11 protein-coding genes and 1 riboswitch are annotated in these 12,277 nt (G+C 66.8%); all 11 genes read left to right on the plus strand.

Annotation, left to right across the window (positions count from 1 at the left end):
- The 11 genes from Q1A53_RS08385 to cobW all read left to right on the plus strand — a co-directional run bounded on the left by Q1A53_RS08385 (position 1) and on the right by cobW (position 12,271).
- Positions 1–1,338, plus strand: coding sequence for a TRAP transporter large permease (locus Q1A53_RS08385; RefSeq protein ID WP_299965061.1), 1,338 nt, complete (start codon positions 1–3; stop codon positions 1,336–1,338).
- Complete coding sequence (locus Q1A53_RS08390) at positions 1,338–2,096, plus strand: helix-turn-helix domain-containing protein (protein WP_299965063.1); 759 nt, start codon at positions 1,338–1,340, stop codon at positions 2,094–2,096. The genes Q1A53_RS08385 and Q1A53_RS08390 overlap by 1 nt, the downstream gene beginning before the upstream one ends.
- A 9-nt stretch (positions 2,097–2,105) precedes the next feature.
- Positions 2,106–4,193 carry a 3-hydroxyacyl-CoA dehydrogenase NAD-binding domain-containing protein gene (locus Q1A53_RS08395; protein ID WP_299965065.1) on the plus strand — a complete coding sequence of 696 codons (2,088 nt, stop codon included), beginning with the start codon at positions 2,106–2,108 and terminating at the stop codon, positions 4,191–4,193.
- Positions 4,190–5,371, plus strand: a complete 1,182-nt coding sequence (locus Q1A53_RS08400) for an acetyl-CoA C-acyltransferase (RefSeq protein WP_299965067.1) — start codon at positions 4,190–4,192, stop codon at positions 5,369–5,371. Before Q1A53_RS08395 ends, Q1A53_RS08400 begins: the two co-directional genes overlap by 4 nt.
- 2 nt (positions 5,372–5,373) lie before the next feature.
- Positions 5,374–6,573, plus strand: a complete 1,200-nt coding sequence (locus Q1A53_RS08405) for an acyl-CoA dehydrogenase family protein (RefSeq protein WP_299965069.1) — start codon at positions 5,374–5,376, stop codon at positions 6,571–6,573.
- Positions 6,570–7,610, plus strand: coding sequence for an acyl-CoA dehydrogenase (locus Q1A53_RS08410; RefSeq protein WP_299965071.1), 1,041 nt, complete (start codon positions 6,570–6,572; stop codon positions 7,608–7,610). Before Q1A53_RS08405 ends, Q1A53_RS08410 begins: the two co-directional genes overlap by 4 nt.
- Positions 7,594–8,013 (plus strand): PaaI family thioesterase, encoded by a 420-nt coding sequence (locus Q1A53_RS08415; RefSeq protein ID WP_299965073.1) that lies wholly within the window; start codon positions 7,594–7,596, stop codon positions 8,011–8,013. The genes Q1A53_RS08410 and Q1A53_RS08415 overlap by 17 nt, the downstream gene beginning before the upstream one ends.
- Entirely contained in the window at positions 8,010–9,014 is a 1,005-nt protein-coding gene (locus Q1A53_RS08420; RefSeq protein ID WP_299965075.1) for a nitronate monooxygenase, read from the plus strand. Before Q1A53_RS08415 ends, Q1A53_RS08420 begins: the two co-directional genes overlap by 4 nt.
- Positions 9,011–10,486 (plus strand): AMP-binding protein, encoded by a 1,476-nt coding sequence (locus tag Q1A53_RS08425; protein ID WP_299965077.1) that lies wholly within the window; start codon positions 9,011–9,013, stop codon positions 10,484–10,486. The genes Q1A53_RS08420 and Q1A53_RS08425 overlap by 4 nt, the downstream gene beginning before the upstream one ends.
- A gap of 43 nt (positions 10,487–10,529) precedes the next feature.
- A riboswitch (cobalamin riboswitch) is annotated at positions 10,530–10,739 on the plus strand.
- Positions 10,740–10,812: 73 nt separating this feature from the next.
- Positions 10,813–11,220 (plus strand): DUF1636 domain-containing protein, encoded by a 408-nt coding sequence (locus Q1A53_RS08430; protein ID WP_299965080.1) that lies wholly within the window; start codon positions 10,813–10,815, stop codon positions 11,218–11,220.
- Positions 11,213–12,271 carry a cobalamin biosynthesis protein CobW gene (gene cobW, locus Q1A53_RS08435; RefSeq protein ID WP_299965082.1) on the plus strand — a complete coding sequence of 353 codons (1,059 nt, stop codon included), beginning with the start codon at positions 11,213–11,215 and terminating at the stop codon, positions 12,269–12,271. Before Q1A53_RS08430 ends, cobW begins: the two co-directional genes overlap by 8 nt.
- Positions 12,272–12,277: the final 6 nt, after the last annotated feature.

Here is a 12,277-nt window from a genome sequence, read left to right on the forward strand (position 1 = left end):
ATGGATCCCTCTCTCATCGGGCTGATCGCCTTTGCCTCGGTGCTGGTCATGCTGGCCATCCGCGTGCCGATTGCCTTTGCGCTGGCACTGGCGGCCATCGTCGGCACCTTCTTCATCTTTGCCCTGCGCACGGGCAGTTTCGCGCCGGAGCGTGCCATCCGCCCCACTGCCTCGCTGACCTTTTCGAACGCCTTTGACCTCATCCACAACTACAACCTGTCGATGATCCCGCTGTTTGTGGCGCTGGGCCATATTGCCTACCGCGCCGACATCACCACGAATATCTACGAGGCCGCCAAGGTCTGGCTGGCCAACCTGCGCGGCGGTGTGGCCATGGCCTCCATCGTCGGCTGCGGCGGGTTCTCCGCCATCACCGGCAGCTCCATCGCCTGCGCCTCGACCATGGGGCGCATCTGCACGCCGGAGATGCTGCGCATGGGCTATGACAATCGCCTCGCCACCGCCTCTGTGGCGGCGGGAGGCACGCTGGGCTCGCTGATCCCGCCGTCGGTGCTCTTTATCATCTACGGGATTTTCACCGAAACCTCGATCTCGCAGCTGTTTCTGGCGGGCATCCTGCCGGGGATACTGACGCTTCTGGGTTTCGTGCTTGTGGTGGCCCTCTGGGTGCGGCGCGACCCTTCGGTCGCACCCGCCACCGGCACCGCCTACTCCATGGCCGAACGTCGCCGCGCGGCTTTTATGGCCTGGCCCGCGCTGGTACTCTTTATGCTGATCGTGGGCGGCATCTACGGCGGTATCTTCACCGCGACCGAAGCCGCTGCCGTGGCCGTTGCCCTCGCAATCCTGATCGGGGTGGCCCAGCGTCAGCTGACGCTGGAGGATCTGTGGCTGTCGCTCAAGGAGACCTGCATCCAGACGGCGAGCATCTTCATCATCGCCGCTGCCGCCAAGATCTTCGTGGCCTTCATCGCGCTCACCGGCGTGGCGCCGGACCTCGTGGCCTGGGTCTCTGCCTCGGATCTGTCGGTGCTGACCTTCATGCTCGCCGTGGCGCTGATCTATTTGCTGCTGGGCATGTTCCTCGACCCCATCGGGATCATGGTGCTGACTTTGCCGCTGCTCATCCCGCTGGTGGAGATCTACGGGCTCAACCTCATCTGGTTCGGGGTTGTGGTGATCAAACTGCTGGAGATCGGGCTGATCACCCCGCCGGTGGGGCTCAACGTCTTCGTGATCGCAAGCGTGGTGGGCGATGACGCGCCGCTGCACCGGATCTTTGCCGGGATCGCGCGGTTCCTCTCCATCGATGTGATCGTGCTGGGGCTGATCATGGCCTTCCCGGTTATTTCCCTCTTGATCCCGCAGAGCATGTGATGACCGACCGCAAATTTGCCAATACCCTCGCCCGTGGCCTGTCGGTGCTCCGCGCCTTCCGGGTCAGTGACGACGGCATCACCCGGACCGAACTGGTCGTGCGCACCGGCCTCGCGCCTGCCACGATCACCCGGCTGACGCACACGCTGAAAGAGCTGGGCTATCTCAGCCAGCACGGCAGCCTGCTGCGCCTCGGTCCGGCGGCCTTTGCGCTGGCCAGCGTGGCGAATGCGTCAGGCTCTTTCCTCGACATCGCCGATGGGGCGATGCAGGATCTGGCCGACCGCACCCGCACCATGGTGCTGCTCGCCGTGCCGGACGGGCCCAGCATGACGCTGGTGCGCACCTGGCGGCCGCAAGGCGTCGCGTCGATCTGGCTGGAGCCGGGCAACCGGGTGCCCATCGCGCATTCCTCCACCGGGCAGGCCTATCTGGCGGGCCTGAGCGCCGCACGCTTCGCCGCCAAAAACCCCGACGCCATCTGGCAGCAGATGCGGCAGGCGGGACGCGCGCAGCTTGCCACCCAGGGCTTCAGTGTCATTCAGGGGCCCACGCGCTACACCAATTCCGTCAACGCCGTGGCCCACCCTTATCTCGCAGGTGATCTGGGCGAGCCTGTGGTCTTTACCTGCGGCGCCACGCCGGACATGCTCAGCGACACCCGCGCGGTGCAAGAGGTCGGCCCCGCGCTGCGCGATGTCGTGCGCGCGCTCGAACGCCAGACCGGCGCACCCAGGAGCTATGATGCCAATAACTGAGAGGACACCATGACAGTTCGCTACGAAAAAGCCGGTGACGTCGCTCTGCTGGCTGCCGACAACCCGCCCGTCAACGCGCTCGGCCTCGATATGCGCTACGGGCTGCAAGATGGCATGGCCCGCGCGCTGGAGGATGGTGCGCGCGCGGTTGTGATCTACGGTCATGGGCGCACGTGGTTTGCGGGTGCGGATATTCGCGAGTTCGGCAAGCCGCCAAAGGACCCGATGCTGCCGGATCTCTGCAACACCATCGAGGCGTCACCGGTGCCGGTGATTGCCGCCCTGCACGGCACGGCCTTGGGTGGCGGGCTGGAGGTGGCGATGGCCTGTCACTACCGCATCTGTCTGGGCGACGCGAAACTGGGGCTGCCGGAGGTGGGTCTGGGCATCCTGCCCGGCGCGGGCGGCACGCAACGCCTGCCGCGGCTGGTGGGCTTTGCCAAGGCCATCGAGATGATCACCACCGGCAAACCCATTGGGGCGCAGGACGCCCATGACACGGGCCTCGTCGACACGCTCGCCGCCCCCGGCTCCGACCTGCGCGCGGCTGGTCTGGCCTATGCCGAGATGCTGTTGGCCAGCGGCGCACCGCCCCGCCCAACCCGCGCGATACCGGCGCCCGAGGCCGTGGATTTCGACTATGCCCAACGGCAGGTCGCCAAGAAAGCCCGCGGCCAGCTGTCACCGGTGACAGCGCTTGCGGCGGTGGCCGCCGCTGCCACCTTGTCCTTTGACGACGGGCTGGCCGAAGAGCGCCGCCTCTTCAACACGCTGATGGAGACCGACCAGCGCAAGGGGTTGATCCACGCCTTTTTTGCCGAACGGCAGGTGAGCAAGCTGCCCGAACTGGCCGGGGTTGCCCCGCGCGAGACGGATCATATCGGTGTCATCGGCGGTGGCACCATGGGCGCGGGCATCGCCACTGCCGCCTTGCTGGCGCGCCGTCACGTCACGGTCATCGAGCGTGACAGCGCGGCCGCAGAGGCCGGCCGCAAACGCATCGGGACCAACCTCGCCGGTGCGCTCCGCCGCGGCAAGATCGACCAGCAGACCCACGATGCGCTGCGCGATGACCATCTGAGCACCGCCACCGACTACGTCGCACTGGCGCATTCCGATGTGATCATCGAGGCTGTCTTTGAGGATATGGCCGTCAAGAAGCAGGTCTTTGCCCAGATCGAGGCCGTGGCCAAACCGGGTGCGGTGCTGGCCACCAACACCTCCTACCTCGACATTGACGAGATCGCCGCCAGCACTTCCCGCGCTGCGGACGTGCTGGGCCTGCATTTATTTTCACCCGCCCATGTCATGCGCCTGCTGGAGGTGGTCGTGGGCGACGCGACCGCGCCAGAGGTTACCGCCACGGGCTTCGCGCTCGGCAAGGCTCTGGGCAAGGTCTCTGTCCGCGCGGGCGTCTGCGATGGCTTCATCGGCAACCGCATCCTGTCGGCCTACCGCACGGCGGCCGATCACATGATCCTCGACGGCGCCAGCCCCTACCAGATCGACAGGGTGATGGAGGATTTCGGCTTTGCCATGGGTCCCTTTGCGGTGGCCGATCTCGCCGGGCTCGACATCGGCTGGGCCAACCGCAAGCGCCTCGCGCCCACGCGCCAGCCCCACGAACGCGTCCCTGCCTATGTGGATAGGCTCTGCGAGGAAGGCCACTTCGGGCAGAAAACCGGCCGTGGCTACTACGTGTACGACGATCGGAACCGCAGCGAAAACCCCGATGTCATCCCCCTGATCGAGGCCGAGCGCGCCGAACGGGGCACCCCCGCCCGCGACTTCACGGACGCGCAGATCCTGCGCCGCTACATGGCCGCCATGGTCAACGAAGCCGCCAAGGTGGTGGGCGAGGGCATCGCGCGCCGTCCGCTCGACGTGGATGTGGTGCTGCTGATGGGTTACGGCTTTCCGCGCTATCACGGCGGTCCGCTCAAATGGGCGGATCTGCAAGGGCTGCCGGACCTGCTGCGCGACATTGAAACCTTCGCTGAGGAGGATCCCCACTTCTGGCAGCCCGCGCCGCTCCTGAACAAGCTGGTGGCCAAGGGCGCCAGTTTCGACGACCTCAATAAGGACGCACAGACATGAAACAGGCCGTTTTCCTTGCCGCCGGGCGCACCGGCCTCGCCAAATCCTTCCGCGGATCGCTCAACCAGACCCACGGTGCCACGATGATGGGTCATGTGATCGCGGGCACCCTGGCGCAATCGGGCCTCGCCGCGGATGAGGTCGAAGATGTGGTTATCGGCTGCGGCTACCCGGAGGCAGAAACGGGCGGCAACATTGCCCGCCAGTCCGCCCTGCGCGCAGGGCTGCCCATTACCTCCGCAGGTCAGACCGTCAGCCGTTTCTGCGCCAGCGGGTTGCAGGCCATCGCCACGGCGGCCAATGCCATCACGCAGGACGGTGCAGGCCCGCAGGTCGCAGGCGGTGTGGAAAGCATCAGCCTCATCCAGCCCAGGATCCGCCGCGTGCCCGAACGCACGCTGGCAGCAGAGATGCCGCAGCTTTATCACACGATGATCGAAACCGCTGATCTGGTCGCCGACCGCTACGGTATCTCGCGCGCGGATCAGGATGCCTTTGCGCTCCTGTCGCAACAGCGCATCGCCGCGGCACAGCAGGCGGGGCATTTCAGCGCCGAGATCCTGCCCATGGACACGGTGATGCAGGTCAACGACCGCGACACCGGCGAGACCCGCGAGACACCCGTGACGCTTGATCGCGACGAATGCAACCGCCCCGGCACCACCCTCGAAGGGCTCGCCGGGCTGACCCCCGTGCGGGAGGGCGGGTTCGTCACCGCGGGCAACGCCAGCCAGTTGTCCGACGGCGCCGCTGCCGTGGTGATGATGGAGGCAGGCGAGGCAGAGGCCCGGGGCCTCACCCCCCTCGGTGCCTTCCGTGGTTTCGCCGTCGCCGGTTGCGGTCCCGAAGAGATGGGCATCGGCCCGGTTTTTGCCGTGCCCCTGCTGCTCGAACGCCACGGGCTCAGCGTGGGTGACATCGACCTGTGGGAGCTGAACGAGGCCTTCGCCAGCCAGGCGCTCTATTGTCGCGAGACGCTGGGGCTCGACCCCGATAAGGTCAACGTCAACGGCGGCTCCATCGCCATTGGCCATCCGTTCGGGATGACCGGCGCGCGGCTGGTGGCGCATGTGCTGCACGAAGGCCGCCGCCGTAGCGCCAAGCTGGGCGTTGTGACCATGTGCATCGCCGGTGGCATGGGGGCCGCTGGCCTCATCGAAATCTACCCGGGAGACTGAGAATGGACCTGACCCTTTCCACAGAGATGCAAGCCTTCCGTGACGAGGTGTGCGCCTTTCTCGCCGCCGAACTTCCCCCGGAGCTGGCCGAAAAAGGCCGCCGCCACCAGTCGCTGGACAAGCGCGATTACGAGTTCTGGCACGCCAAGCTCAACGACCGTGGCTGGCTCGCGCCCAATTGGCCCAAACGCTTCGGCGGGGCGGAGTGGGACGCGGTGCAGCGCACGATCTTCGAGGACGAATGCGCCATGGCCCACGCCCCGCGCGTGGTGCCCTTTGGGCTGTCGATGCTCGGGCCGGTCTTGCACAAATTCGGGTCCGAGGCGCAGCAGAACCACTGGCTGCCGCGTATCCTCGACGGCTCGGACTGGTGGTGTCAGGGCTATTCCGAACCGGGGGCTGGCAGCGATCTGGCCGCGCTCAAGACCGCTGCCGCGCGCGATGGCGAGCACTATGTGGTCAACGGGCAGAAGACCTGGACGACGCTCGGACAGCACGCCAACATGATCTTCTGCCTCGTGCGCACCGACCCCGCGGCCAAAAAGCAGGAAGGTATCTCCTTTCTGCTTATCGACATGGACACCCCCGGCGTCGAAGTGCGGCCCATCACGCTCATAGATGGCGGGGCCGAGGTCAACGAGGTCTGGTTCACGGACGTGCGGGTGCCGGTGGAAAACCTCGTGGGCCAGGAGAACGCAGGCTGGACCTATGCCAAATACCTGCTGACGCATGAGCGCACGAACATCGCTGGTGTCGGCTTTTCCCGGGCCGGGCTCGCGGCGGTCAAGCGCATCGCCACGCGCGCGCGCCAGCGCGGTCGCCCGCTGATCGAGAACCCGCATTTCGCCGCCCGCGTGGCACAGGTGGAGATGGACCTGATGGCCATGGCCACCACCAACCTGCGCATTGTCTCCCGCGCTGCGGCGGGTCAAGCGCCGGGCGTCGAGAGTTCGCTGCTCAAGATCAAAGGCACCCAGATCCGGCAGGAGATCACCGATCTCGCCCGCCGTGCCGCCGGCCCCCACGCGCTGCCTTTCGCCTCCGAGGCGGTGGAGGGCAGCAATGAGCCGCTCCCCGATCCGCTGGAGGCGGGGGCGGTGGCGGCCTCCTATTTCAACAATCGCAAGCTGTCGATCTTTGGCGGTTCCAACGAGATCCAGCGCGAGATCTACGCCAAGCACCTGATGAAAGGTGCATCATGAATTTCGACCTGACCGAAGAGCGCCAGATGCTGCAGGACACGCTGCGGCGGTTTCTGGCCGAGGCGCAGGGCGATGTCTGGTCGGGTCTGGCAGAACTCGGCGTCATCGCTGCGCTCTTTTCCGAGGAGCAGGGCGGCTTCGGCGGCGCGGGGTTTGACCTCGCGCTGGTGTTCGAGGAGCTGGGCCGCGCCGATCTTTCCCTGCCTCTGATTGATGCAGTGCTGGTGCCGGGGCGCCTGCTTGCTGGTCTGGGCGAGGACGTAAGCGGGCTTATGGACGGCACCGAGCGGTTGGCACTGGCACATACGGAGGCGAATGGAAGATACGATCTGGAGTGGGTCGAAACCCGCGCCGACGGTGACCGTCTGAGCGGAGAAAAGTCCGCCGTGATCGCGGCCTCCACCGCGGATCGCCTGATTGTCTCGGCCCGTCACAGCGGCGCGCCGGACGACACCGCAGGCATCGGCCTGTGGCTGGTTGACCCTGACGCACCGGGCCTGACGCGCCGCAGCTACGCACTGGCCCAAGGGGGCGAGGCCGCTGATATTTCACTGAGCGACACGCCCGGCACGCGGCTGACCGAGGAAGGCTTTGATGCACTCGCCGACACCATGGCCGCTGGCCTGCTGGCGCAGACGGCGGAAACGCTCGGCGCCATGGAAACAGCGCTCACCATGACGCAGGACTATCTCGGCACCCGCAAGCAGTTTGGCCGTCCCATCGGCAGCTTTCAGGCGCTGTCGCACCGCATGGTGGATCTGATGGTGGCCCAGGAACAGGCCCGCTCTGCCGTGATCCTCGCCGCGGCACATCTCGATCATCCCGCAGAGGAACGCGACCGCGTGCTGTCGGCGGCCAAGAACATACTGGGCCGTACGGGGCAATTGGTGGCTGAGGAAACCATCCAGCTCCACGGCGGTATCGGGATGACCGATGAATACGCGCTCAGCCGTTTTGCCAAGCGCATCGTCATGGCCGATCACCGCTTTGGCGACACGGATCATCATATGGAGCGGTTCATTGCCCTCGGCCTCTGAGACGCTCATCACCGGAGAGACAGGGGCGCAGCAGCTCATGGGCTATGTGCTCGACGTTGGTCACCCCGACCAGCGCGCCCGCTGCCGCCTCGAGGTGACGCGGGACCATCTCAATCGCCACGGCGTGCTGCACGGCGGCATCAGCAGCTGCCTGCTCGACAGTGCCGCGGGGGCCACCGCCTCGCTCAGCGTGGATGCCACGGGGCGGGTGCCGTTCCTCAGCGTCTCGCTCAACATCAACTACGTCGCCCCCGCGCGACCCGGCCCAATAGAGGCGACCGGGATGATCACCGGCGGCGGGCGCAGCCTGCTCTTTGTCGCGGCAGAGCTCCGCGACAGGGATGGCACCGTACTCGCCACCTCCACCGGGGTCTACAAGCGCGTACCGGAGACGCGCTTGTGACGGCGCTCAGCACATCCCTGACCCGGCGGCTCGGTATCCGCCTGCCCATCCTCGCCGGTGGGCTTATGTGGCTGTCGGATGCGGACTATGTGTCGGCTGTTGCCCGGGCGGGGGGGCTTGGCTTTGTCACGGCGGCAAGTTTTCCCGATGACGCCGATCTGATTGCCGAGATCGCCCGGGCGCGCCGCCTTTGCGGCGCGCTGCCCTTCGGGGTCAATGTCTCGATGCTGCCCAAGCTCGTGCCGGGCGAAAAGACCGAAGACATCTTTCGCCTGATCGCCGATCAGGGCGTGACGGTGATCGAGACATCGGGGCGCAACCCCGAACCCTACATGCGGCTCTTGAAGGATCTGGGGCTCACCGTGATCCACAAGGTCCCCGCGGTACGCTACGCGCTCAAGGCGGAACGGGTCGGCGTCGATATGGTGACCATCGTCGGCGCGGAATGCGGCGGTCATCCGGGGCTGGATATGGTCGGCAGCTTCGTCAATACCGCCATGGCGGGCGAGGCTCTGCGCATCCCCTTTCTGATCGGCGGCGGCGTGGGGCACGGCAGCCAACTGGTGGCGGCGCTCGCCATGGGGGCGTCGGGCGTGGTGCTGGGCACGCATCTGCTGGTGGCCGAGGAACTGAACGCGCATCCCGACTACAAGACCGCCATCGCCAACGCGACGGAGCGCGACACCGCGCTCACCATGCAGTCCGTGCGCAATACGGTCCGCACGCTGGCCAATGAAACCACCCGCGCCGTGGCCGAGATGGAGGCGCAGACCCCCGACATCACCATCGCCGATCTGATGCCGCTGGTCTCCGGCAAGATCGGACGCGCAGCATATCAGACCGGAGACGTGTCCCGCGGGTTGCTGTCCGCCGGTCACGCCCTGGGCCTGACCAGGACCATCGCGCCGATGGCAGAGATCTTTGCCCGGTTGGAGGCCGAGGCCGCCACCGCGCTTGCCCGGTTGAACGGCCAGACCGAGCGCGTCGGAGAACGGGCATGAGCCTCAGGGTCCACCAGATGCTCGACGTGCAGGTCGCCGCGAGGCCCGACGCCCCGGCGATCAGCGATACCCAAGGTGAGAGGTGGACCTACACTGACCTCGCTGCCGCAACCGACCGTCTGGCGCAGGCACTCCGCAGCATGGGGGTGCAACCGAACGACCGGGTCATGATCGTGCTGGAGAACTGCGCCGCGGCGGTTGCCGCGATCTTTGCCACCTCGCAGCTGGGCGCAAGTTTCGTACCGGTCAATGCGCGCCAGACCGCGGCGGAGCTTGCCCGGGTGATCCAGCACGCGGACCCGGCGGCGATCCTCCTGACCACCGATGTGTCGGAGGATGCGGCCACGCACGCGGCAGAGCTGGGGGCGCACCCGCTGCCCGCCACCCCCGGTCTGGCCGCCGTCACGCACACCTCGGCCCCGGATCCGGTGTTGGAGGATGTGGCCACGCTGCTCTACACCACCGGCACCACCGGCACGCCCAAGGCGGTGATGCTGACCCATGCCAACCTTTATTTCGGGTCAGACGTGGCGCGCGGCGCGCGCGACGTGACCCATCGGGATGTGCTCTACGGTGTGCTGCCGATCAGCCATGTCTTCGGGCTGACCTCCGTGGTGCTGACGGCCGCCGCCGCCGGTGCGTCGGTGCGGTTGGAGCCGCGCTTTGTCCCCGCCCGGCTTTACGATGCGCTGCGCGACGGGGTCACGCTGCTGTCTGCCGTGCCTCAGATGCACGCGCTGCTGATGCAATACACCAAGGAACAGGGGCACGACCGGCTCCACTCCGACACGCTGCGCTATGTCTCCTCCGGTGCTGCCCCGCTCGATCCTGACTGGAAACGCAGGGCGGAGGCCTTTTTTGGTCTGCCGCTCCAGAACGGCTACGGCATGACGGAATGCACCGCCGGGGTGTGCCTTACGCATCACCGGATGGGCGATCCCGATATCTCCGTCGGGCAGCCCTTCCCGGGGGTGGAGGTGCGGCTGGATGCCGATGCACCCGGGGGTGACGGCGACGTGGGCGAGATCCTCGTGGGCGGTGGCGGCGTAATGAAGGGCTATTTTCGCAACGACGCCGAGACCGCGCGCACGCTGCTGCCCGGCGGCTGGATGCGCACCGGGGATCTTGGCCGCTTCGACGCGGCAGGCAACCTGCACATCGCGGGCCGCAGCAAGGAGCTGATCATCCACGGCGGTTTCAACGTCTACCCGCCGGAGGTGGAGGCAGCCCTCAACGACCATCCGCAGGTGATCCAGAGCGCGGTGATCGGCCATAAGGTCGATGGCGATGAAAAGGTCTGGGCCTTTGTGCAGGCCGCCCCCGACGACTGGCCCGACGCCGAGGCGCTCGGCCAATTCGTGGCCGCCCGGCTCGCGGGCTACAAGCGCCCCGCGCGCATCATCGTGGCGGAGAGGCTGCCCGCCGCCCCCACAGGCAAGATCCTCAAGCACAAGCTGATCGAGACGCTCTGAGCCCGCGCGCGTCAGTCTCGCTTGACAAGACCTCCCGATCCGCTGCAACTGATCTGGTGTTGGTGCCCGGTTCACGCCGGGTGAAAAGGGAATGTGCAGCCGGAACCAACCGGTCAAGCACAGCCGCCCCCGCGACCGTGAACGGATGAGGTTGGCCAAGGCCACTGGGCAGCATGCCCGGGAAGGCAGGCAAGCCGCAGGCAGAGGCCCAAGTCCGTGAGCCGGGAGACCTGCCAGCACCGCTTGAAGAAACCGGACGGGGTGTTCCGGTGTCGAGAACCGCGCGGAACCTTGCCGCGCCCCCTCTCGTCACCCGACCCGCGCCCATGATGAGACTGGGACAGACGATCATGACGAGCACCGCCGCCACTGCCGATCTGCTGGTCTGCGTCAAATGCAAGCGCGGGGCCCAAGACCCCGTGGATGACCGCCGCCCGGGCCAGCGCCTCTTTGACACGCTCAGCACGCGCGACATGCCCCCGGGTGTGCGCCTGCGCGCCGTTGAATGCCTGCAAAACTGCGATCACGGCTGCACCGTCGCCCTGCGCGGCGGCGGTAAATGGAGCTACATTTACGGTAATGTCGACGAGACGTCGCATACGGACATGCTGCTCGACGGTGCGGCCCGCTACACCGCCACGCAGGACGGGCTGATCCCGTGGCGCGAACGGCCTGAGCACTTCAAACGCAACTGCATCGCCCGCTTACCCCCGTTGGAGGACACGAATGACTGACCTTGCAAAACTCCCCGTCACCGTGATCACCGGCTTTCTGGGCTCGGGTAAGACCACGCTGATCAGCCAATTGATGCAGAACCCGGGTGGCCGCCGCCTCGCCGTGGTGGTCAATGAATTCGGCGATGTGGGGGTCGATGGCGACATCCTGAAAAGCTGCGCCATACCCGACTGCCCCGCCGAGAACATCGTGGAGCTGGCCAATGGCTGTATCTGCTGCACCGTGGCCGATGACTTCATCCCGACCATCGAGGCGCTGATGGCGCTCGACCCCCGCCCCGATCATATCCTGATCGAAACCTCCGGCCTCGCCCTGCCCAAACCGCTGCTGAAAGCCTTTGACTGGCCCGACATCCGGTCGCGCATCACCGTGGATGGTGTGATCGCCCTGGCCGATGCCGAAGCCGTGGCCGCAGGCCGGTTCGCGCCGGATGTGGCTGCCGTCGATGCCCAACGCGAAGCTGACGAAAGCATCGACCATGAAACGCCCCTGTCGGAGGTCTTCGAGGATCAGATCGCCTGCGCCGACATCATCCTGCTGACGAAACCCGATCTCGCTGGCGCCGATGGCTTGGCCCGCGCCCGCGCCATCATCGCCGCCGAGGCCCCGCGCCCGCTGCCCGTGGTCGAGGTCGCCGAGGGCGTTGTGGATCCGCGCGTGATCCTCGGGCTGGAGGCCGCGGCGGAGGACGACATGGATGCGCGCCCGTCCCATCACGACGGCCCGCACGAGCATGACCACGACGATTTCGAGAGCATCGTGGTCGACATCCCCGAACAGGCCAACCCCGAAATGCTGGTCCGCGCGGTCGAGGCGCTCGCCAAGGATCACAACATCCTGCGGGTCAAGGGCTACGCCGCCGTCGCGGACAAGCCCATGCGCCTGCTGGTGCAGGCCGTTGGCGCGCGTGTCCGTCATCAGTACGACCGACCGTGGCAGCCCGGAGAGGGCCGTCAGGGTCGCCTCGTGGTGATCGCGGAGCATGACGACATCAACCGCGCCACCATCGAGCATGTGCTCGGTCTGCGCGCGCCCGAGCCTGCCGAGTAACGCGCC

Source organism: uncultured Roseobacter sp. (assembly GCF_947496515.1).
Taxonomy (GTDB): Bacteria; Pseudomonadota; Alphaproteobacteria; order Rhodobacterales; family Rhodobacteraceae; genus Roseobacter.

Excerpts from the sequence above, each read along its gene's own strand:
- Q1A53_RS08385 (WP_299965061.1), top strand. The coding sequence starts at position 1 with ATGGATCCCTCTCTCATCGGGCTGATCGCCTTTGCCTCGGTGCTGGTC.
- Q1A53_RS08390 (WP_299965063.1), top strand. The coding sequence starts at position 1,338 with ATGACCGACCGCAAATTTGCCAATACCCTCGCCCGTGGCCTGTCGGTG.
- Q1A53_RS08395 (WP_299965065.1), top strand. The coding sequence starts at position 2,106 with ATGACAGTTCGCTACGAAAAAGCCGGTGACGTCGCTCTGCTGGCTGCC.
- Q1A53_RS08400 (WP_299965067.1), top strand. The coding sequence starts at position 4,190 with ATGAAACAGGCCGTTTTCCTTGCCGCCGGGCGCACCGGCCTCGCCAAA.
- Q1A53_RS08405 (WP_299965069.1), top strand. The coding sequence starts at position 5,374 with ATGGACCTGACCCTTTCCACAGAGATGCAAGCCTTCCGTGACGAGGTG.
- Q1A53_RS08410 (WP_299965071.1), top strand. The coding sequence starts at position 6,570 with ATGAATTTCGACCTGACCGAAGAGCGCCAGATGCTGCAGGACACGCTG.
- Q1A53_RS08425 (WP_299965077.1), top strand. The coding sequence starts at position 9,011 with ATGAGCCTCAGGGTCCACCAGATGCTCGACGTGCAGGTCGCCGCGAGG.
- Q1A53_RS08430 (WP_299965080.1), top strand. The coding sequence starts at position 10,813 with ATGATGAGACTGGGACAGACGATCATGACGAGCACCGCCGCCACTGCC.
- cobW (WP_299965082.1), top strand. The coding sequence starts at position 11,213 with ATGACTGACCTTGCAAAACTCCCCGTCACCGTGATCACCGGCTTTCTG.